Source organism: Njordella calcicola (genome assembly GCF_056494125.1).
The window spans coordinates 2,683,783-2,705,758 of sequence record NZ_CM151396.1 but is presented as its reverse complement, the minus strand read 5'-3'; the positions used below and the strand labels follow the sequence as shown (position 1 = coordinate 2,705,758).

Annotated in this window: 19 protein-coding genes; 7 read left to right on the top strand and 12 right to left on the bottom strand. The window is 52.8% G+C overall.

Annotated elements, in window-relative coordinates; all coding sequences use genetic code 11:
• Positions 1 to 36: 36 nt before the first annotated feature.
• A complete protein-coding gene (locus SH302x_RS10165; protein WP_479364650.1) occupies positions 37 to 201 on the bottom strand; it encodes a hypothetical protein in 165 nt (54 codons plus the stop codon).
• A gap of 103 nt (positions 202 to 304) precedes the next feature.
• Positions 305 to 1,912 (bottom strand): IS91 family transposase, encoded by a 1,608-nt coding sequence (locus SH302x_RS10160; RefSeq protein WP_479364651.1) that lies wholly within the window; start codon positions 1,910 to 1,912, stop codon positions 305 to 307.
• A 209-nt stretch (positions 1,913 to 2,121) separates the two neighbouring features.
• On the opposite strand from SH302x_RS10160, the gene SH302x_RS10155 reads away from it, so the two are divergent.
• From SH302x_RS10155 to SH302x_RS10145, 3 genes are all read left to right on the top strand, one after another.
• On the top strand, positions 2,122 to 4,212 hold the full coding sequence (locus tag SH302x_RS10155; RefSeq protein ID WP_479364652.1) for an MTBMA_p00010-related P-loop-containing protein: 2,091 nt from the start codon (positions 2,122 to 2,124) through the stop codon (positions 4,210 to 4,212).
• A gap of 223 nt (positions 4,213 to 4,435) precedes the next feature.
• Positions 4,436 to 5,422 (top strand): tyrosine-type recombinase/integrase, encoded by a 987-nt coding sequence (locus SH302x_RS10150; protein WP_479364653.1) that lies wholly within the window; start codon positions 4,436 to 4,438, stop codon positions 5,420 to 5,422.
• A 796-nt stretch (positions 5,423 to 6,218) separates the two neighbouring features.
• Complete coding sequence (locus tag SH302x_RS10145; RefSeq protein ID WP_479364649.1) at positions 6,219 to 7,076, top strand: RHS repeat domain-containing protein; 858 nt, start codon at positions 6,219 to 6,221, stop codon at positions 7,074 to 7,076.
• Positions 7,077 to 7,691: 615 nt separating this feature from the next.
• Here the strand turns inward: SH302x_RS10145 and SH302x_RS10140 are convergent.
• Positions 7,692 to 7,883, bottom strand: a complete 192-nt coding sequence (locus tag SH302x_RS10140; protein ID WP_479368610.1) for a hypothetical protein — start codon at positions 7,881 to 7,883, stop codon at positions 7,692 to 7,694.
• 1 nt (position 7,884) lies between these two features.
• The gene (locus SH302x_RS10135) at positions 7,885 to 8,139 is read right to left on the bottom strand and encodes a hypothetical protein (protein WP_479368609.1); all 255 of its coding nucleotides are present in this window, start codon (positions 8,137 to 8,139) and stop codon (positions 7,885 to 7,887) included.
• 188 nt (positions 8,140 to 8,327) lie between these two features.
• Here SH302x_RS10135 and tnpA point away from each other — a divergent pair, with 188 nt between their 5' ends.
• The 4 genes from tnpA (at position 8,328) to SH302x_RS10115 (ending at position 13,410) form a co-directional block, all read left to right on the top strand.
• On the top strand, positions 8,328 to 8,708 hold the full coding sequence (gene tnpA, locus SH302x_RS10130) for an IS66 family insertion sequence element accessory protein TnpA (protein WP_479363620.1): 381 nt from the start codon (positions 8,328 to 8,330) through the stop codon (positions 8,706 to 8,708).
• A 26-nt stretch (positions 8,709 to 8,734) separates the two neighbouring features.
• Entirely contained in the window at positions 8,735 to 9,124 is a 390-nt protein-coding gene (gene tnpB, locus SH302x_RS10125; protein ID WP_479363297.1) for an IS66 family insertion sequence element accessory protein TnpB, read from the top strand.
• Positions 9,125 to 9,196: 72 nt separating this feature from the next.
• A complete protein-coding gene (tnpC, locus tag SH302x_RS10120) occupies positions 9,197 to 10,939 on the top strand; it encodes an IS66 family transposase (protein ID WP_479368608.1) in 1,743 nt (580 codons plus the stop codon).
• Positions 10,940 to 12,840: 1,901 nt separating this feature from the next.
• On the top strand, positions 12,841 to 13,410 hold the full coding sequence (locus SH302x_RS10115; protein ID WP_479368607.1) for an alpha-ketoglutarate-dependent dioxygenase AlkB family protein: 570 nt from the start codon (positions 12,841 to 12,843) through the stop codon (positions 13,408 to 13,410).
• 26 nt (positions 13,411 to 13,436) lie between these two features.
• Here the strand turns inward: SH302x_RS10115 and SH302x_RS10110 are convergent, their stop codons facing one another.
• From SH302x_RS10110 to SH302x_RS10075, 8 genes are all read right to left on the bottom strand, one after another.
• Positions 13,437 to 14,756, bottom strand: a complete 1,320-nt coding sequence (locus tag SH302x_RS10110) for an MFS transporter (protein ID WP_479368606.1) — start codon at positions 14,754 to 14,756, stop codon at positions 13,437 to 13,439.
• A 108-nt stretch (positions 14,757 to 14,864) separates the two neighbouring features.
• The gene (locus tag SH302x_RS10105; RefSeq protein ID WP_479368605.1) at positions 14,865 to 15,245 is read right to left on the bottom strand and encodes a hypothetical protein; all 381 of its coding nucleotides are present in this window, start codon (positions 15,243 to 15,245) and stop codon (positions 14,865 to 14,867) included.
• A 46-nt stretch (positions 15,246 to 15,291) separates the two neighbouring features.
• Positions 15,292 to 15,699 (bottom strand): hypothetical protein, encoded by a 408-nt coding sequence (locus SH302x_RS10100; RefSeq protein WP_479368604.1) that lies wholly within the window; start codon positions 15,697 to 15,699, stop codon positions 15,292 to 15,294.
• Between the two features lie 152 nt (positions 15,700 to 15,851).
• Positions 15,852 to 17,030: a phytoene/squalene synthase family protein gene (locus tag SH302x_RS10095; RefSeq protein WP_479368603.1), complete on the bottom strand. Its 1,179-nt coding sequence runs from the start codon at positions 17,028 to 17,030 to the stop codon at positions 15,852 to 15,854.
• Positions 17,027 to 18,598: a phytoene desaturase gene (locus tag SH302x_RS10090; RefSeq protein WP_479368602.1), complete on the bottom strand. Its 1,572-nt coding sequence runs from the start codon at positions 18,596 to 18,598 to the stop codon at positions 17,027 to 17,029. The genes SH302x_RS10095 and SH302x_RS10090 overlap by 4 nt, the downstream gene beginning before the upstream one ends.
• 58 nt (positions 18,599 to 18,656) lie before the next feature.
• Positions 18,657 to 19,631: a polyprenyl synthetase family protein gene (locus SH302x_RS10085; RefSeq protein ID WP_479368601.1), complete on the bottom strand. Its 975-nt coding sequence runs from the start codon at positions 19,629 to 19,631 to the stop codon at positions 18,657 to 18,659.
• Positions 19,628 to 20,848 carry a lycopene beta-cyclase CrtY gene (gene crtY / locus SH302x_RS10080; protein WP_479368600.1) on the bottom strand — a complete coding sequence of 407 codons (1,221 nt, stop codon included), beginning with the start codon at positions 20,846 to 20,848 and terminating at the stop codon, positions 19,628 to 19,630. Before crtY ends, SH302x_RS10085 begins: the two co-directional genes overlap by 4 nt.
• On the bottom strand, positions 20,845 to 21,891 hold the full coding sequence (locus SH302x_RS10075) for a Brp/Blh family beta-carotene 15,15'-dioxygenase (RefSeq protein ID WP_479368599.1): 1,047 nt from the start codon (positions 21,889 to 21,891) through the stop codon (positions 20,845 to 20,847). Before SH302x_RS10075 ends, crtY begins: the two co-directional genes overlap by 4 nt.
• Between the last annotated feature and the right edge of the window lie 85 nt (positions 21,892 to 21,976).

The window sequence follows — 21,976 nt, the reverse complement described above, 5'->3', positions numbered from 1 at the left end:
GTTGTTCAATGTTTTTCTCTACAGAATTACCAGCTACTAATCTAATTTGCAGTAGCTGTTTGCAGGGCTCAAGAACGAGCCAGAACGCAGCTTAATGGCCAGAATTTGTGTTGATGATTGTCCATTAAATGCGGATTTCTCTGACTGATACGGATCTTCGAATTGCTCAGCCATTAAAGGCAAGTTGCTCTCGTTACTCATAATGCAATTCTTGTTAGCGAAGCGGGCTATGATTCGAACGCCCCCTCTCGGCTCGCAAGACTCGCCACTCTCCTGGCCGGGAGAGTTAAGCAACTCTTTCAACTTAAATCTCCGGTAATGGTAGTTGAGTATCTGATTGATTGATGCAGCTCATGCGGCTGCAAGCAGTAATGACGCGAACATCATCTGTTAATAACTTCACATCGAACGCTGAATAAATATTGGCTTCGGATCGAAGCAGCCGAGCATCTTCGAAACTCAGTTGCTTGAACTTTATGTTCTTGCGTGCCTTGGTGCAGACCTCTCGCACGCGATCGTCCAGCGATGTCCAGATAACAGCGAAGTAGCTGATCAAGTAATACACTGTTCCCATATCACCACGCGTATGCCAGGGACTGCGATACTCTTGGAAGCTCATGCCCTCCGCTCCGCATTGTTGGCATCGCGGCGCATGGTCATCGACTTCTGCTTTGGTACTTGGCGATTGGTTCTCTTCGATCAGCTTGCTTGCATCCTTAATGCTCGATTGCAGTAATGACTTATGTCGAACTATATTCACATCGTCATCATCGTCCGTATCATCATCTGAACGCGGATGGTTAAATGCGTTCAGCGCGGCACGTGTCTGCTGAATGTTTGCTTTGCGGTTTTGAGCTTGGAATAAGCCTGCATAACGGATGCGATAAACGCTTCTGGGAACGATATGCCATAGATAGCGTCGCACGAACTCGCCGCCGGGCATCGATTCTTTCTCGTACTGCTCCTTACGATAATTCCACAAGCTGATCGTAACACTTTGTCCGTCATCGCTGACGATCCGCTGGTCACTGATCGCCGTGCCTTGCACGTACTCCGACAAGTAGACCGCGCATTGTCGCTTGGTGGCAAGTACATCTGGAGTGAGCTGAGCATCTGCGACCCAGCTCCTGGCCGCGATCGGTGTTAACCATTCTGCCAACGACTGAGCGTCTGGAACTTCTAATTGCTCAGCAGTGGATTTTAGTAATAACTTGCCACGTCGAAAGAGACTCTTGAGCCCTCGGATGAACTTCTTTCGAAAGACCTGCGCCAGACGCTTGGGCTGGATCGCCGGCGCATCGGAAGGGATCTCTGTCCACTGTCGACTTTCCTGGTCAATGCCACCGGCAGTCATCATGACGTGGATGTGAACATGCGGCAGCATCCGTTGCCCCCACGTGTGCAGGGTCATCAAGATCCCAGGACGGCAACCGAAAGCTTCTTGGCAGGTTTCTAGCAGCGTCTTTTGCGCACACTGGAAGAACAGCTTATAGCTCTCAGCCGCATTGTCTCCGAATAGCTCGGTCAGTTCATGCGGCGCGGTAAAGACGACGTGATAGTACTTCGTATCTAGCTCCCAGGACTGGATCGTATCGAGCCATTTCTTACGCTTGAGCCAGCCGCAGTTGGGGCAATGACGATTGGAGCATGGCGAATACAGAATGCGTTTGGAATCACACTGGCCGCAGCGGAACCAACTGGAGCCATACGCACCGGAGCGGCATTCGAGGATCTTGTCCAGCGCATGTCTCGCATATCGTGGAATAGAATCATCGTACAAGTACGCTTTGCCATAGTGACGCAGAGCTGCAAGTACATTCTCGCTTGGTTCCCCTGGTAAACGATGATTCAGCGAGCAGGAGATCGTCTTGGTGCTCACGTTTGTTGACTGATTCAGTAAAAGTACCGTCATAACTGCGACGCATGTAGCTGCATTGTAGAGCATGACCTGCACTATGATGCCGACGCTGATCGATGGCCTCCAAAGAATTCTTTTGATTCTTCATCATCAGCCCTTGCACAAGGCCTTGCTGGCCCGTTCTGCTGAAGGGGCCTGCTTTGAAGAACTTCTGTTTGATTCCATCTATCGCCCACACAAACACTCTTGATGGACCCGCTCTCATGCTTCAACGATCACGAACTTATCAAGATAGCTTTCCACGCTTAGAGGTCTTTCTGACAGCCCCATGGCAAGCGACCGTCGAAGCCTATGCCGATAGTCTGCAAGGGATGCTGGATCGACCGGCGCTGATAACTTTCTTGCAGGAACAGTTTGGGCTTTCGATCGCTCAAGCGGCTCAGTACCAAGTCGGCTTCTCCGATCGCTCGCTGGGCAGTGAAGTTCCAAGCAATCGCGTGAAGCTGGGCCAAGAGATTCGCAATCGACTAACGCAGTTGGGGATCTACAAGGACAATGGCCGAGAGACGATGCGTGGTTACGTGACGATCCCGCTGTGGGATGAAGCTGGCGTGATCTCGGGCATCGAAGGCTGGCGGCTGGATGCCAAAAGCAAGAACCCCCAGCGGCTTGTGATTGGTACGGGATGCAGCAAGCTTGAGAGAAGGGATCTGAACAGGGATCAGGCTTCAGGAGTCAGACTTCAGGAAGAGGAAGTGTTGCAAGATGCAGTGGCTGTACAAGAAGTGACGGGCGATGGGTCGAGTACGAGTACGAGTACGAGTACGAGTACGAGCACGAGTACGAGCACGAGCACGAGCACGAGCAAGAGCACGAATGAAGTTCCGCCGGGCAGCGGCGTCAGCTTCACCGTGGAATCTGAATCGGTGTTGATCACACGCGGTGACCGCAGCTATCGCATCCGAGGGCTGGATCGCAACATATCCAGCTTATCTTTGAAGGTCAACGTCACCGCAGCGCGAGCGGACTTGATTCACGTCGACACGGTCGATCTGATGAAAGCTCAATCGCGCAATAGCTTCCAACGCGCAACCGCTGTGGAGTTGTACTGCGAGGAGGACACCATCAAGCGTGATCTCGGCCAAGTCTTACTCCATATTGAAGAGCTGCGCAATCGCCAGATCGAAGCGGCCAAGGGGATTACTAAACCCGTCGAGCTATCGCCGCAAGAGCAGCAGCAGGCACTGGGCTTGCTGAGCGATCCCCAGTTGATCAGCCGCATCATTAGCGATCTGGATCAGTGTGGCATGGTGGGCGAGCCCTTCAATAAACTCGCTGCGTACCTGGCGGCAACCAGTCGTTTGCTAGACAAGCCACTGGCGATCCTCGTGAGGTCCAACAGCGCAGCCGGTAAGACCACCTTAATGGACTCGATCCTTCATCTGATGCCACCCGAACATCAGTTGCGATTAAGTAACCTTACCAGTCAATCGCTGTACTACCTACCAGCCGGCTCGATTGCTCACAAGATACTGGCTATTAGCGAAGATCAAGGCATCTCCGAAGCAGCGTACGCTTTGAAGCTGCTACAGAGCGAAGGTAAGCTGACGCATGCGACCGTAGGCAAGAACGCTCAAGGGAACTTCCAAATGCAAACGCATGAAGTCGAAGGACCGGTGCAATTGTTTCTGACTTCCACACGCATGCAGTTGGATGAAGAGCTGGTGAATCGATGCTTTGTCCTCACCGTGGACGAATCGAGCCAACACACGCTGGCGATCCAACAGCGCCAACGACAACTCGAAACGCGAGCAGGTAAAGCCTCATTGGAACAGACCCAGCAGATTCGCAGCCTGCACCGCAATGCCCAGCGGGTGATTCGTCCGATGGAAGTCGATAACCCACTGGCCGAGACGATGCAGTTCCCTTGCAGCCGAACTCGCAATCGCCGCGATCATGAGAAGTTCCTCACATTGATTCGCACGATAGCTTTATTGCACCAACACCAGCGTCCCGTGATTTGTGACGAAGCTGGCGTCGAACGCATCGAAGTGGTTCAGACCGATATTGATTTAGCCAATCGTTTGGTCGAACGCATTTTGAAGCTGAGCATGGACGAGCTGACGCCGCAGACACAGAACTGTCTGACGTTGTTGCAGCAACTGGTGGAATCGATCGCAAAAAGGGACGGCGTCCGCAACTGTGAAGTGCGTTTCACAAGACGCATGCTGCGTGAATCGATCCAGTGGAGTGATTACCAAGTATCGACGCATTTAGACCGCTTGGTATCGTTAGAATACGTGCGAGCTCATCGCGGCCGACAAGGGGCCACGTACGTCTACGAACTTCTCTAGTTGCCCGTAGACACCCGACTTCCAGGGAAGTTCCAGGTAACTTCCAGGGGTCAGCAGCCATCATCTAAAGCCTTCTAGGATCTGATCTTAGTGCCTCTCTCCTGGCTTTCAAGCCAGATTGCGAGAGCCCCTGCCTGTCGCCATAGGTGCATCTGCCATGGCCAGGCTTAAGGCATTGGTTACTGGTTTCCCATTTCAGACTTTTTATTTCTAGGTTCCAACCATGTTGTATCCATCTTTGCTGCAAGCGTACTATCTTGATCTTCGCGTATTGAACTGGTCAGAGTCGACCATTGATCGCCGCAAGTCAAGCTTAAGGCGTTTCATTAACTGGCTGCAGGCGCGTGCCATCGATCACATCGGACAGGTTACTGCCGAGCACGTGGCCGCTTATCAACGCAGCCTTTATCATGTAGGCCATCTGCGCAGCGGGGCTCCCTTGGCCAGTTCGACGCAAGCGTCCTATCTATCGACCCTGTCGCACTGGCTGCAGTGGTTATGTTTGAAGGGTCACTTGCCATTCAATCCAGCGGTAAGTTTGGAACTGCCCAAAGCGGAAGTTCGCTTGCCCATGAATTACTTAACGGAGCCCGAGGTCGAACTGTTGATCAATCAGCCCGATGTGAAAGACGAGCTTGGCATCCGTGACCGAGCATTACTGGAGATCTTTTACTCTAGTGCGATTCGTCGCCAGGAGCTACTGTCGCTTGGGGTTTATGACATTGATCGCAGTCGTCGGTTGTTGATGATCCGCTTGGGCAAGGGGCGTAAGGATCGCGTGGTACCGATTGGTGTGCGAGCCTTGCAGTGGCTTGAAAAGTATTTGGCCGATGTGCGTCCTTGGTTGCTGGCCGGTCATGGTCGCAAGCGATTGGGGCCAGCGGCAATGCCAACAGATCGAATCTTCTTGAGCAACACGGGCAAGCCGTTATTGCCCGGTCAAGCTTCGAAGATGGTGCGAGACTATCTGGATCAGGCGGGGATTCACAAGAGCGGCGCGTGCCATGTGATTCGTCACACGACGGCAACGTTGATGCTTGAGAACGGCGCGGACTTAAGAAGTTTACAGACGTTGCTGGGTCATGCGAATTTGAATACGACTCAGATCTACACGCACGTGACCATCGATCGCTTGCGTAAAGTGCACGACGCCACGCATCCGGCTAAACCAGATGTCGAAGGCACCTCAGCAACTCCACCCGCTGAGTAGCTCAGCGACTCCGTTCGCTGAGTAGCCAGTAGCTCAGCGACTCCGTTCGCTGAGTAGTATGTAGCCCAGCGACTCCGCCTTCTTCGTTTAACCGTCAGCCGCCAGGCGTACGCGTTCTTCTTCACCCTCTCGCTTGCGGGAGGGTCGGCCGCGAGTTCCACGAGCGACCGGGGAGGGCGAGCCGCCTACGCGTCCACTTGCCAATTGACCTCGAGGCACCTGCCTCATCAAGCCAACGGCTTGTCACAATTGCTGCCGTGGCCGATCCGGTCACGGTTTGCATGCGCAGTTGATCCCTCAGGCCCGGAGGGCCAAGACAATTGATTTGCGCCAGCCCTTCGGGCTTATCGGTCTCAAGGAACCTCAAAGTCCGGTGGCCTGCGGCACACCGGCAATAATTGCTACGGCCCTTCAGGCTGCCACCTCAATATTCTGCCAATTATCCCGCCCATCTCGCACCACCGCTCAACTGTCATTCTCTATAATGGCAGACATGCAGTCTCAATCCTCATCACTTCCGGTTAAACACTTATCGCATCGAGAAATCTCGCTTAGCGATTGGGATACGTTGTGCGATCAGAATGCCCCTTATTTGAACGCCACTGTTTCATTCAATGGTTCTTTTTCTTTCCAGGCAAAGTCATCTGACGCGTCAGTCTCAAATAGCGAGTCATCACAACACGAGTCCGCAGCAGCCTGCTTTACTTGCACAGCCTCATCGCTGATCAGCAACAGTGATTGGCCTTCAGAAGTTGCACTAGCGCAGCATCGCAACCAACAGTACTCGATCTACGCTATGACCAATTCCAGCGGCGGCGTTGTAGAGCGCTACGCTTATACCGCTTACGGTCAGCCAACAGTGCTCAACGCATCCGTCTCAGTCATAGCCACCAGCGCCTATAACAACAGGTACACCTATACTTCCCGCGAGTGGGATCATACCGTCGGTTTGCATTACTTCCGAGCTAGATGGATGAGTGGGCATAGTGGTAGGTTTTTGGGAAGAGATTCCCGTGGCTACGCCGATGGCTGGAACTTGGCAATCCCGTACTTCGGTTTCGAAAATGTTGATCCTTTGGGAACTAGCATAATTGTGCAAACAAGAGATGGAGGCAGTGAACGGCATAAGCGCGATTGTCAAGATAATTTAAACATTGACTTTTATGTCAGATTTTCAGCACCTTGCGAAGGGTATTTGATTAAGTTCATCAGGGCAACTTGCAAGAATGCACCATGCAACGGTGGTGAATGCGGCGGCTTTACCTCCCGACGCACTGAAGCAATGCAAGTTCAAAAATTCGCAAAAGATCAGAGCTACGACTATCCTTTCACAGAGAGCCCAGCACAAGGTGGTAGCCCTAGTGGCTGCGGCAGCTTTACACTTTCTGTCACTCTGCGGTATTATTGTTCAACCGATCTACCGCCGGATTTTTCAAATAAACTCGTTCCTCCTTCTAAGTATCCGACAAATTGCTGTTATTTCCCAGCGGGAGGAGATGGGTGGGAAGAAAACCCGAAAACTGGCAACCGCTGGATACAGGATTATCATAAGGGCGAAGGACAAGGCGAATACAAAATAGATCTTGACTGGGAATGTTGTAAGGATTTTAGCTGCTCGTTTGTAGGAGAAAGTAGTGGAGACCCGAAAAGATAATGTCAACAGTATTTTCGATTGGCATAATTACTTGGGTAGCGATTTTCCTGCGCATCCTGCAGGGGGATATGCTTTATCTCTCGCGATTTGCGTGTTAAGTATGGCGATTGCAATACTTAGGTGCACTTGGAGAACGTCTATTTCATGGATTGCTATAGCCCTTAGGATCAATCATTTGTGCTGCTCGTTGCTAAACTTTGTTGTATTGTTGGCTACGCAAGTTGTATTCATCGCGTTTTATTATCCACCAGACAGTAGGCTACTTTTCTCGCCGGGAGGGGTAGAGATCTCTTTTTACACCGTGCCATGGGATCGACAATCAGATATTTCTTCTGGTGAGTATTTTCCGCCATTTCGGATTGGAAATAGTGAAGGGGCCGCAGATATTACGAGCACAAACATTTTCCGCGATGAGAATCATATCGCAGTCGTTAGCATCAGATATATAGTTATATTGATAGTAGTTGTTTTATCGTCAATTGTGTGGATCCCTCCGAAGCAATGTTCACCAAGTAAGAGATAGTAACGAGTGAGTAAAACGGCTGCGAGCTGTGGATGGTCCTTCCCCCCAGCTTTGCGGTTTCTCAATGTTTTTCTCTACAGAATTACCAGCTACTAAACTGATTTTGAGTAGCGGTTTGCAGGGCTCAAGAACGAGCTAGAACGCAGCTCAATGGCCAGAATTTGTGTTGATGATTGTCCATTAAATGCGGATTTCTCATGCTGACATGGATCTTCGAATTGCTCAGCCACTAAAGGCAAGTTGCACTCGTTACTCAGTTCAAATTGCTGATAGTCTTTCATCATGCTAGACCTCTGGCAGCGGTAATTGGACATCCAACTGTCCATTGCATAACAGGTAGCTGCAAGCTGTAAGGACACGAGCATCATCCGACATCAACGCTACATCGAAGGCCACGAAGGCATTGGCTTCTGATCGAAGCAGCCGAGCATCTTCGAAACTCAGTTGCTTGAATCGTATGTTCTTGCGGGCCTTGGTCCAGACCTCTCGCACGCGATCGTCCAGCGATGTCCATTCTTGTAGGCCGGAACGAACAAACAATTCAGTGCCGGAACTTCGAACGACTTTCTACCCAGACGGACTCTAATAGCCAATTTCATCAGAAACCTGTTTGTAAGCGTACATCAGAACCAGTGGGTTTTTAGTCGGCGGGGGCTTGATTTGGAGGGTAGGGTTTGATAACGGCGACCGATGGGGTTGCCGAAACCTCTATGCCAGGAACCTACAGCATGACTCGTGATCTTTCCAAGTCCCAACTCTGGGCTCAACGACTCCTACGTTTTCAGTCGTCGGGTCTTAGCATCGCTCAGTTCTGTCGAAATGAAAACCTTTCGTTCCATGTCTTCAACTATTGGAGAAAGAAGCTTCACTCCAGTCCAACAGCCCTTAATCCTAATCCAACAACTCTTAGCGCAACGTCACCAAGCCAAACGCAATCCGATTCAAGCAACAATACGCTTCACTTCACCATCGAAACACGTGGCATCAAGATCCTTTGCCGCTCTGATTCCTCCAGCGCTGTCGAGACTTTGTTGACATGGGCCGCTCGACAGCATGACTCCGGCGATCATCTAGACGCCGGTTTCCAGCAACTCATTGTTCGCAATTAGCCATCCGCAACTTATTGAGTCCGTCTATGCTCGCTGTCGCCTCAACCACTCGGGTCTACCTCTACATGCAAGCGGTCGACATGAGACGTTCCTACGATGGCCTGCACGCCATCGTCCAAGCCAACTTTCAACGCGATATTCGACTTGGTGATTATTTCATGTTCATCAATCGTCGTCGTGATCGCGTCAAGATACTCTGGTGGGATCGAGATGGGCTCGCCATCTTCATGAAAAGATTAGAAGCTGGTACCATCCAGGTGCCACTTACTTCAAGCCAGTCCAAGAGCCTAGTCATTGATCACGCTCAGCTTTCCATGTTGCTCAGTGGCATCGATGTCTCCAACATCAAGCGTCGAAAACGATTCTCGGTGCAGGCTCATGTTAGCAACAATACTACCTCGTCATCAGGCTTGTAAAATCTCTTTATCAAGTTACTCTTTTTTGAAGATATTGCGGAACCACTTTAGGGCTTCATGCGTTCAATAAGTATGCAAGACGCGACCTCGAATAATCATCCATCTGACAAGCCTCTCTCGGCAATCGAATTGCTGCAGAAAGAGAACGAGCAACTCAAGGCCAAGCTCCAATGGTTCGAGACAGAGTACCGCAAGTTGGCAGCGATGCTTGCCAACATGCACAAGAAAAAAGAGAAGCATATTTCGCCCGGTGCGACTCCTTGGCTCCCCTTCGATTCGCAAGAAGAACTTGAGCAAGCTCGGCAAGAAGCGGAGGCCGAAGCACAAAAGGTTCTGGATGACGCTCAATCCAAAAGCACGCCCAAAGCCAAGAAGAAACGCAATGAATCGCTCCCGTCGCACCTTCCTGAAGTGAAGGAACTTCGCGATGTTCCAGAGCAAGATCGCATCTGTCCAGAGCATGGTCCCATGGCGATGATCGGTGTCGATAGGACCGAAACCTTGGTTTATGAACCAGCCAAGCTTTATAAGCGAGTGATCGAGAACCCCAAGTATGGCTGCCCATGTTGCAAAGAGCATGGAATCGTTTCTGCCGAGCGACCAACCGGATTGGTTGAGGGTAACAAATACGATTCGAGTATCGGTGCGGTGGTGGTCGCTCAGAAGCTTGACTTGCATCTTCCGCTGTATCGTCAGACGGATGTCTTTGCCAGCAGTGGTTGGACGCCCAGTCGTTCGACATTGCAGAATCTGATGGTGCAAGTGGACTTTGCGTTGCTTGGGTTCTTCATGTTCATGGCCAGGCGTGTGCAGAAGGACTCCGCAGTCGGACTGGATGAAAGCAGTTGTCGAATGCTGATGCCAGAGGAGGAGCCGAAGGTTAAACCCGGTGACCTGAAGACGCAGCGGTTGATCGAGAAGATGCGTGAAGCGAAAGGCAAGGGTGAAGATAGCTTGATAGGGAAGATGTGGGCTTATCGGGGTCTAGATCAAGCGCCCTATAACATCTTTGACTTTCGGATATCGCGTCACCGGGATGGCCCGGATGAATTCTTTCGAGAGAGTCGCTGTATTATTCAAGGTGATTGTTTCTCAGGAAATGAAGCCGTGGTGCTTGATAACCGCGATCGCTTGCAGTTCGCGGCTTGTTGGGCGCATGCGCGTCGTAAGGTTTACGAGGTGTCCAAGGAGAATCCGTATCGGCAAAAGCTGTTGGATATGCTGCAGGGGCTTTACGATGTGAACGTGCGCGAGCAGGGGATGAATGCGGAATCACGAGTGGAGCATCGTCAGCGTTATGCGGTACCGTTGTTGGAGGCGATGAAGAAGTACATTGATAGTTTGGATGAAGGGCAATTGTTTCCCAAGTCGGACATGGCAGGAGCGTTGGGATATATCCGTAACCACTGGGATGCTCTGACGATCTACACGGCGCATGGCCAGATTCCGATCGACAACAATCGCGTAGAGCAGTTGATGCGTCAGGTGGCATTGGGACGGAAGAACTGGTTGTTTGTTGGCAACGTGGAATCTGGCGAGCGGGTGGCTAGGTTGATGAGCATTGTGAGCAGTGCCAAACGTCACCACTTGGATGTCTGGCAGTACTTGAAGGACATTTTGGATCGCGTACTAGCAGGCGAGACTCAATACGAGAAACTTTTGCCGGACGTATGGAAGCAGGAGCATCCCGAAGCGATTCGCGAGTACCGGGAAGAGGAAAGCCGCTATAAATCAGACCGCAAGCAGATAACACGAGCCCGCAGAATCATCTCCGCCAAACTCAAACGCCAGCAAACCCAGGGCCAATCCAACTAACCCCAACAACTGGTTGTGGTGGACGCTTACCGGCTTCTTGCTTTGCAGTAACGACTTTAGCAAGAAACGGAACGATCTCCTGGGCAAGCCAGGAGCATTGGAAAGACAGAAGACCAAGGCACAACGTTCGGAGATCGCGAGCTCTGAGCGACCGTTGGGCTTGCCCCAACGCGTCGCAATAGGATTGGTGTGCTAAATTCGTCCGCGTCCCCGCCTTCTCCTGCTAGAGCTCCAAAGCGGTGTCCGACGGGGCAAGCCCCAAACGGACTTGCGCGCATGTCATGCTCTAGCGTTCCAATCCTATTGTGAAGACTGGGCAAGAGAATGGGGGCAGGAGAATGGTCAAGGAATCTATTCTACTGCCCTGATTCTCCTGCCATAAGAAATCCGGTCGCTCTTAGCGCAACAATCTTCTCGCGAAACGGGCACAAGACCCCGCTTCGCGTCGATGCATGCACCACAGCGCGAACCGAATCCCACTGGCTTGTCCAGTGGTTGGTTGGGTTTCTCGCTACAGCAATGAGTCCGCCATAACGGGAATCCCACCGGCTCGTCCAGTGGATCGTTCGGCTTCTTGCTTTGCAGTAACGACTTTAGCAAGAAACGGAACGATCTCCTGGGCAAGCCAGGAGCATTAGTGGTAGAGGGGTCGTTTGTTCGTAGGGATGTAGCGAGAAACGTAACAATCTCCCGGACAAGCCGGGAGCATTAGAAAGACAGAAGACCAAGGCACAACGTTCGGAGATCGCGAGCTCTGGGCGACCGTTGGGCTTGCCCCAACGTGTCGCAATAGGATTGGTGTGCTAAGTTCGTCCGCGTCCCCGCCTTCTCCTGCTAGAGCTCCAAAGCGGTGTCCGATGGGGGTAAGCCCCAATCGGACATGCGCGCACGTCATGCTTTAGCGCACCAATCCCATGGCGAGGTCAGTGCAAGAGAATGGGGGCAGGAGAATGGTCAAGGAATCTATTCTACTGCCCTGATTCTGCTGCCCTAAGAAATTCGGTCTCTCTTAGCGCAACAATCTCATTGCGAAGTCCGGGCACAAGACCCCGCTTCGCTTCGATGTTTGCACCACAGCGCGAACCGAATCCCACTGGCTTGTCCAGTGGTTGGTTGGGTTTCTCGCTACAGCAAAGAGCCCGCCATAGCGGGAATCCCACCGGCTCGTCCGGTGGATCGTTCGGCTTCTTGCTTTGCCGCAGCGCCCTCTAGCAAGAAACGGAACGATCTCCTGGGCAAGCCAGGAGCATTAGTGGTAGAGGGGTCGTTTGTTCGTAGGGATGTAGCGAGAAACGTAACAATCTCCAGGACAAGCCGGGAGCATTGCAAAGACAGAAGACCAAGGCACAACGTTCGGAGATCGCGAGCTCTGAGCGACCGTTGGGCTTGCCCCAACGCGTCGCAACAGGATTGGTGTGCTAAGCCACGTGCCAACCCCCGCCCCTTTTCCGGTTGGCCGCTCAGCGGCCAACCGGAAAAGGGGCGGGAAGTGTGAGGCGTTTGCTCTTAGCGCACCAATCCTATTGCGAAGACTGGGCACAAGGCCCAGCTTCGCTTTCCAAACGCAGCGCCATTAGTTGTGTGAACGCGGGCCAGTAGGTCAAAAGCAGGACCCAGAGAGTCCGCGCACGAGTTGCTGGCAGTTGGTTTTGCTTAGCGAAAATCCAAATGCCAGCAACTCGGTTGACAAGGAGAGCAAATAATCTAAATCATAATAGTTCGGGTTAGCTAACTTCGTGAAGGTTCAGGTTATGACACATGTCGAAAGGATTCGCAGCAAGTATGATTTTTTATGATCAACTCCTTCGCGATGAGTTATTGGGTTAGTCGTTGTACTTGCATTTCCCCATGTTCTAACTAAGAATCTGCTTGAATCCTGTGAGCCATTCTCTCTGCATCGCATGAATACAATTAAACTACAAGACGGAGGTACCCTGATCTACCAACCAGATTTTCTGGCTGCAGACATCGCGGATCAGTATTTCGTAACCCTGCGCGATGAATGCGAATGGGAGCAAAAGCCAGGCATCTTCGGCCATATGCAACCGCGGCTCATTGCGTCGTATGGCGACGCAGGCATCTCGTATCGGTACTCTGGGGTCAATAACATTGCGTTGCCCTGGACCGACACGTTAGTTGATATCAAGCGCCGAATCGAAGCGGTCCAAGGCGTTTACAATTACTGCCTCCTGAACCGCTATCGTTCAGGTTCCGATAGCATGGGCTGGCATGCAGACGACGAACCAGAAATGGGTCACATCATCGGATCACTTTCCCTTGGGGCCACGCGAAAGTTTCGTATCCGACACAATGTAACGCGCGAAACGCAGACCTATCTCGCTGGCCATGGCACGCTGATCATTATGGCTGGTACGATGCAGCAATTCTGGCAGCACGAAGTCCCAAAAACGAAACTGCCGGTCGGAGAACGTATCAATTTAACGTTCCGACAGATTACGAACGCGAAGTAATACACATCCAATTATGGCGGCTGTGCTCAACTGCGTTGGATATGGTTTCGCACAACTGACAGCGATACAAACACGACTGCCATACCAAGACCTAAGGTAGTAAAGTACGCGGTCGTTCCACCAAAATCTAACACGGCAATCCCAACATAAGAAGCCAATACATTGCCCAATCGACCTACAGTTAGCACGGTGCCAATTCCTCGACCACGGATTTCTGTTGGATAAGCGTGAGCGGCCAGTGCATACAGAGCGACTTGTACGGCATTGACTGCACCGCCCAAGGCCACGCAAATCAAGATCAGAGTGAATCGGCTGTCAGGGCCGATTGGCAAGCTGGCAACAACGAAAGCAACCGCGACGGCCAGTCCGCTAAGTCCAAGCGTTGTGACCCTAGACCCTAGACGCTGGATAACCATCGCGCCAAGGATCGCGCCGCCGATGCCTCCGATATTCCACCAACCCAGGACGTTGCTTGCCTGGGGTGTGCTGAACCCACTATCCTTGAGCGCAGTGACCAGAAGCTGCAGGGCAAGATAGACTACTAACAAGCAAAAGAAAAACGAAACACAGAGTGCCACGGTGTCGCGTCGGAACTCCGATGTAAACAAACGAGCGATCGAATCTTGTGGCTTGGCAAAGCTCCTGTTCGAGGTATCAACGAACTGGGCATCCGTTGCGACGGGATGGCCAAGGCGTTGCAGGATACCTGCCAGCTCCGGCCAGCGAGCTGGGCGTCGCGCCAGGAAGCTTGGCGATTCGGGCATGACGAAAAACATGATTACGCCACAAACGATTGGAACTAAGCCGCCGCCAAGAAAGAATACTCGCCAGCCAAACAACGGAATAATCTGAGCGGACAGAAATGCGGCCAGCATCGCCCCTACTGGAATACAAACAATAATCAGCGTTACTGCAAAAGGACGCCGGGATCTCGGAACATACTCTGAAGCGAGAGCAGTCGCATTTGGCATCGCCCCCCCCAGCCCGACACCTGCCAAAAAGCGAAACAGACTTAAGGAGCCAACGCCACTTGCAAAATAGATCGCAGCCGTTGGTATCGCAAAGGCCAGGATGCTGAACAAGAGCGAGGTACGCCTACCATAACGGTCGCCAAGCCATCCTCCGAAAGCACCTCCCAGCAACATGCCAAAAGGGCTCATGGCCAGCGGTGTTGAAAATGCGCTTCGCGGCAGCTCCCAATCCTCCATGAGTGCAGGAACTGCTGTCCCAAGCAGTTGATTGTCAAACCCATCGAAGATAATCGCAAGTGCCGTGCCTGCAATCAAAAGCGATTGGTAGGTCGTTATACGACCACTGTCGATCAGCTCCGCCACATCAAGCTTCATAAGCGTTCGATATCCAAATCTATAGTTTTCTAGCCAGCAACGGGAGTCGTACGCGCCTGCAATTCAGCACGCTTGATCGCTAGCGAGTCAAAGTGAAACAGAATCATGTCACCAGTTGAAGTGGCTGTACAAAAATGCGATCAAGAAGCAAGCGGAAAGTATTCCGAACGGAATGATCAGCAGTCCGCTCCAATCCACTAATCGAGGATGAAGCCCCCAAAAATAGACTGCGTGGACCGTCAAGCCTACAAAGAGCAAAGTTAGCCCCAAAAATCTCGCTTCCCAGCCATAATACTCCATCCAAAATGGCCGCGGTTGGAAGTATCGCTTTCCAGTATCCGGAACGTACGCATGGGCAGTAGCCAGAAAACGGAACCCTATTCCACACAAAATAACAGGCAGGGCCAAACCCAACCCCCAACCCTGCAAACACACCTCTGCAAAGAACGCTTTCAGCGGATCTCGTTTTTTTTGCCACCAATCCTTCATAGTACTCTCTACTGCTTTAGCAAACTGCCGAATGCCTTTTCAGAGATCATACCCGATCAAAGACCCACCGTGCGTAGCGTCTCACGAAGTCCCTTTCCGACAGTAAGGGTCTGCGGGCTGTCGAGGCAACACTTTGGGAGTCGAATCGGATCGCCATCGCGAGTTGGTCCTTAAACTGTTCTGTAAAGCGACCTTCTAGCAATCGAAGGTTAATGGCGGCGACTAATCGCGTTTGATCTGGTTGCGTTGGCGGGTGGTTCTTGAAGTAACGACAGATCTTCGCGCGTGCTCGGTTATGCCACATGCCAAAGCTCTCGAGGCAAGTAAATTCGACCGCATTCTGTACCGCGGTCGCTTCACCTAGCTGAAGTTCTGTTATCAAAGCCTGAAGATCTGCTTTCCGCAGCGTCCTTATCCAAAGCTCGGCAAACAAAGGGGACATTCGTGTTGCCATTGGTTCTTTATGCAAGAAGCTTCCGTAGTTACTGAACATGCCGTCAAAGAACTCGCGGCGTTAGACAGATTATTCACCCCCAATAGCTTACGATTGATCCCTCCTGCGATCTAGCCCAGGGGCATACGCTAACGCGCATTTATCGCATGGCATCAGCGCAGTTGAGTGAACATCGACTCCGCGCGAACTGCTAAACGATTAAAAAGCAATCCGAAGGCAAGCGATCCTGCAGCGTAAAGCAGTGGTAGATAGGAATAAGAGGCATCTTTTGGATTGATGAAAACGATCACAAAGAGCGCTGCAGCCATGATCGATGTTAGGGAAAGGCCCAGATAAACGGCATGCCAGGCCTGGGCAACGGTACTGACTTGTTCGACCGACTGCTCATTTTTTTGAGTTGAAAAGGGGGTGTTCATTTGGAAATCCTTGAGTGAATTTGAAATCGAAAACAGAACAAAAGAGACGCAATTTGTTAGAGTTGCCCCCAAGGTGGTCAACATGGCGATCATCAACACGCCTATCAGTCGTGATCTAGGGACGACCGTGCGTCCGTCGAGCACTTGATAATTATCGCGAGCAATCTGACGACCAATTTCGCGGTACAACGAAAGAGCCACGCAAATGGCCAAACGACAATCCCTTGGCAAATACTTCAGCCCCGCCGACGCAATCTCGTATTGCCGCTCGGCTTTGGCCAATACATCGGCGACGGCAGCTTTCACGGCCTTCGGGTCAGTCGCAAGGGGATCGGCAATGCCCGGCAGGTAACTGCGTCCTCGACCGGCATCCTCGAGAACATCGCGAGCGATATTGGTCATCTGCATCGCCACGCCAAGTGCGATCGCGTGTCGATCCGCGACTGGGTTTTGAACGCCCATCAACCGCGTCATCATCAGGCCGACGGTTCCTGCGGCGTGATAACAATAGCGCTGCAAGTCTCGGTCGTTGTTGACGCGAAATGAATGCAAGTCCATCCGCATGCCGGCAATCAACTCTTTGGCATGCATTACCTCGATTAGACGCTCCGCGACCAACGGCTCGATCCAAGCCGACGCCGCATGAATCTCTGGCTCACCTCGTCGCATTCGGTCCAGATCGTCCTCGAGAACTTTCAGTACCCGCTGGGCATCTCCGCGGCTCGTCGCTTCATCGACCGCATCGTCAACCGTCCGGCACCAAGCATAGAATGCGTAGACATTGGCTCGAGCGCGCGAGGGCAACAACCGCGAAGCGATTGAGAACGATCGGCTGTGACGCTTGATCACGGCTCGGGCGCAAGCACTTGTTCCTGCGTCGGTCGCGACTTCGCAATGCTTGGCGGGGGTGTTCATGATGCGTGGGCTCCGATGACACCTGCGTAATCTTTGGCGATGATCCCCGCGGTCGCTTTCGCCGTGTTCACGACACCCGGTACGCCGGCGCCGGGATGAGTGCCTCCGCCAACGATGTACAAGCCCGGGATTCGTTCGGACTTGTTGTGAGGTCGGAAGTAAGCACTCTGAGTCAACTTCGGTGCAACCGAAAACGCGGAACCGCGATAGGCGTTCAACTCGCTTTGAAAGTCCAGCGGCGTGAAGTGGCGTCGCGTCACGATCGATTGCCGCAAGCCTGGCAAATGCTTCTCAAGCGACTCCAAAATCGCATCGCCATAGCGCTGTGCCACCACATCCCAATCGACCTTTGCACGTCCCAAGTGCGGCACGGGGCTCAGCACATAAAACGCTTCGCCACCGGGAGGTGCCAGCGACGGATCGGACACCGTTGGTGCGTGTAGGTACAAGCTGAAATCTTCGGGCAACGAGTCACCGTGAAAGATGTCTCGCAACAGCCCCTGATACCTTTGGCCAAACAGGATCGTGTGATGCGCCAAGTTCTCATAGCGCCGCGATGTGCCGAAGTACATCACGAACAATGACATCGACCAATCCATCCTTTCCAGCTTGCGCCGCATGACCTTGCCGCCATCGTGTTGACGATAAAGGCTTGCGTAGGTGTGATGGATGTCGGCGTTGGATACGACCAAGTCGAACGATTCCCGATGGCCGTGTTGGTCATGCACCTCATGCGTGACCGCACCTCCGCTGGCACTTTTCACAACAATTTGATCGACCGGAGTACTCAACCTCAGTTCGCCGCCGAGACGCTCGAACAGCGACACAAGCGACTGGACCAGTGCGCCGGTGCCACCTCGCGGAAAGAACACGCCCCATTGTCGCTCGATCCAGTGGATCAGCGTGTAAATCGAACTGGTCTCCATCGGGTTACCGCCAACCAGCAGCGGATGAAAGCTGAACGCTTGCCGCAAACGTTCGTCTTTGACAAATCGCGAAACGGCGGAGTAGACGCTGCGATCGGCGCGAAGCTTCATCAGATCGGGCGCGCAGCGAATCATGTCACGGAAGTTGAGAAACGGTGTTGCCCCCAGTTCCACGTAACCCTTCTCAAAAACCTTTCGCGTGTAGTTCGCGAAACGGTGGTAACCCTCCAGATCTCCCGGCGACAGCTTGCGAATTTGCTCAAGCAGCTTCGTCTCATCGCTGCTGTAGTCAAAGCTGCTGCCGTCGGTCCATTGAAGTCGGTACATCGGATCGACGGGGATCAAATCGACATGATCCGACATCGATTCGCCGGCGAGTTCAAACAGTTCTTCAAGGCAATGCGGCGCGGTGATGACGGTTGGCCCGGCGTCAAACGTGTAGCCCGCATCGTGGTAGACGTACGCTCGTCCGCCGGCGCGATCACGTCCTTCGTAGCAGACCGTTTCGAAGCCCATCGCTTGCAATCGGATGGCAGCGGCGAGCCCGCCGAAACCGCTGCCGATCACGGCCGCTTTGCCGCATGGGGCGTGACGGGTTGAACGCTGGATGGTGTCGAGATTGGATTCGATGGTGGTTTGCATGTTTGGCTTTCTGGTTGGTGTTTGGCGGCGCTGGTGTCTAGCCTTTAGGCGATTCGGCTCAATGCTTGGCGGCAATAGCCTGGCCACCAGCGCGCTTGCGTGGCTGCTCGATCGGTTGCAAACACTCTCGCATCCGCTGGAGGAAGTGGCCGTCGATGATGTGTTCACCGAGCAATCGGACTTGATCGCGAATGAGATCCGCAATCACTTGGTCTCCATGGACTTGTGCGATCGAAAGCAGTTCACAGGCGACCAGTTGGCGATCAAGGTTTGAAGTATCCAATCGACGAGTGAGCAAGCGGCAACGCGAATCACCCGCTAACTCAAACGCCCACGTCCACGGCCAAGTGACTCGCGCATGACGCAAGTCGTCGTCACGCACGCAACCGTTGTCGCTCTTGCCATTTGCGATGCTGTTCAGCTCATCCAAATCGTTTCGCATCTGAAGTGCGACTCCGATCTGGCAACCGAAGCCAGCCATCGCCGAATGCAAAACAGTGGAGGCATTCGCGGCGATGCATCCCATGGTGACCGCCAACTCGACCAGCACACCGGTCTTGAGCGTGCTGATCGCTTGCGCGGTATCGTGCCAGTGCACAGCGGCCAGTTGATCGACGCGGGCATGCAAGTCGAGTGCTTGGCCTTCGTGACAACGACGGCCCGCGGTCACCATCGCTTCGACTAACTTTGCACGTTGATGCTGCGGCAGTGACGACGTTGTGAGCAATTCGAGGGCGCGAAAGTACATCCAGTTGCCGGCGTTAATCGCCAGCGGCACACCAATCACTTGATGCAACGTTGGTTCGCCGCGTCGGCACAGCGATTCGTCTTGGACGTCATCGATCACCAACGAACCGGCGTGGAGGCACTCGATCGATTCGGCGATCTCTTGGGAAACATCTCCCGATCCGCCTGCCATTTCAAAGCAGATTTGCACCATCGATCCGCGTATTCGTTTTCCTTGTCGGCGCTTAAAGTTCTCTGCAGGTGCATGCAGCGATTGACCAAGCAAATGGTTAACAAACGGACTCATGTTGACACCCCGTTGATGATGACAGATGCAGCGCGATACGCAGCTTGTTGTTGAGAATAAGAACCTACCATTGAGCGCAGGAAGTTCAGCGGTCGAAGCCCGCTTGGCGGGATGCCAACGACGATGCGAAATGCATCGAAGCGAGTGAAGCGGTGACCATAGAACCTCGCTATGCGTGGCTCGTTCAAGACTCGGTAAAATCGGCGGAAGATCTGGTAGCGTGTCTGCGGCTTAACCAAATCGAACAGCAAGCGATTAAGAAACCTTGCAAACACAGCACGACCCGCATGCTCGATGCTCAAGCGCTGCAAAGCTTCCGCCAATTCCATCGGCTTCGTTCGCGCCACGATGTCGGCGACTGCGATTGCCATTGGGAATGAATATCCGGTTGCCGCATGGAACCAACCGCCGCGATAGCCGCCTGCAAGCTTAGGAAGCCCATCGCCAGGAAAGGAACCCGCGGTCGGCATCGGCAACACGCCGTTTTCTTCGCGGACAATTTGCCAATGCTTGCACCCAAGTTTAGCGAGGTAGGCTCGCACATTGTCTAAGCACTCCTCCCGGTTGATCGCTGGCGAATTCGAGAACCGCGTATCTTCTACCAGCACACGCTGCGAAGTAAACGGCAAAGTGTATATGAATCGAAACCCGTCGCTCTGATCGATGCGATCATCCATCACGATCGGATTTGCGAATGGCCAATCTCGTTCTAGTTCAACCTCGAAGCCCCAAAACTTCTGAAAGCCGCCTGAGTAGCTTTGAAGGTCCATTCGGATTGGCCCGCGATTGTCGATCACGACCTTTGCTGCCAATTTATGTCCATCCGCCAAAGTTACATGTTCATTGGTCAGTTCCATCGCGAGTGCATCGGTTAAAATTTCGCACCCACTGCCCGCAAGTGTTTGTTTGACGATCGATGCGAAGTGTGTTGATGAAATGGAAAGGTATTCAAGATTGACGGTGCGTTGCCGACCACCCACCAGAATCTCATAACTTGGCCATCGCGATTCCACTAGAGGCATGACCCAAGGGGCGCAAGACTGGGGCACATCCGTTGCGTGGAGCGACCACGTGTGATTGCCAGCAAGTTGTGAATCTCGTTCGATGATGGCAATGCTTGCCTGAGGCTGATGGTGTCGAATCGCCATCGCCATCAGCCCGCTCTGCAAGCCACCGCCGACAAGGATGTAATCGAGTGTATGGGGAGTGCCTTTCATACGCATACCTCATGTGCGGAAGTGGACTTGAACGTACCGTTATCGACCATCAGGATATTTGCATTGCGAATCTCGAAGCGTCCATCTTGTGGGCCCCAACTCGCATCGTGGTGCCCGATGTCACGACGGGTTCCGAATCCATGCAGGAGAAGATGCGGAACTGCGATTGCGGAAAGACCGATAAACAAGGTTTGCAGCGATGCGGAAGCTTGTCCACTGGTCCATGATTGAGTGGACAATCCGTGCAACCACCAACCTGTTGCGACCACACCTAGGATCGCCACAATTGACAAAGGTGCCACACAACGAATGAATTGAACGGCCGACAGCGACTCTTCGCGACGTAACCGCTGCAGTCCCTGCCACGAGTGCCATGCGCAAAAGTAGATAGGAAACGACATCAGTATTGGAAGGCTCAATGCAACCATAGCGGTTGCTACTGGTACCCAACTCCTGACATCCACTGGTGAAACAAGTATTCGTGAGCCAACGAGCACTGACGCCATAGGCAAGAAGCACAACGCGAGCGCCTGCGTTACAAAAACGATATTACCTGCATGATCCATCGCATGAGTCGATGGGATGATTAGCTTGAGCAGCGACTGCATCTCAGCGGAGTGTACGCAAGCCGGAATCCAAATCACTAACCCGCCTAAGGCCACTGCGTGGATGTGCTGCAAAGCTTGCTGAAGACGAGATTCGGAATTGCTGCTAGGGTTCCAAATCTGTTCTTCACGACCGAAGTGCCAAGCTGAAATCAGAAAGAAAGATACCACCGTTACCGAAGGCGCAATGAACCAGCCCAAGGCAAATAAGAATCCAGCCAAAAGATAAACAGGGAAGAACACGGCCCACCAACGGCGAGGGAAGCGATTTCCCAACAGGCGACGGCCGGTCCAATGGTCCAGTCCGCCATGAGGCACTCCCAGAATCGCAATCGCTAACGCCGCGCCGAGCACCATGCTTGACCATTCGGGGGTCCCGAAGAGCAAGATGCTGCCTAGGGAGGCCAAGCAGATTCCTATGTAAACTGGGGAATGCATGATCAAATTTTCAAGAGGTACAACTAAGGGCTCAGTAAATGAAGCCGCTGACCGGCTGCTGATTGCATTGCGACTGTGTGTGCTG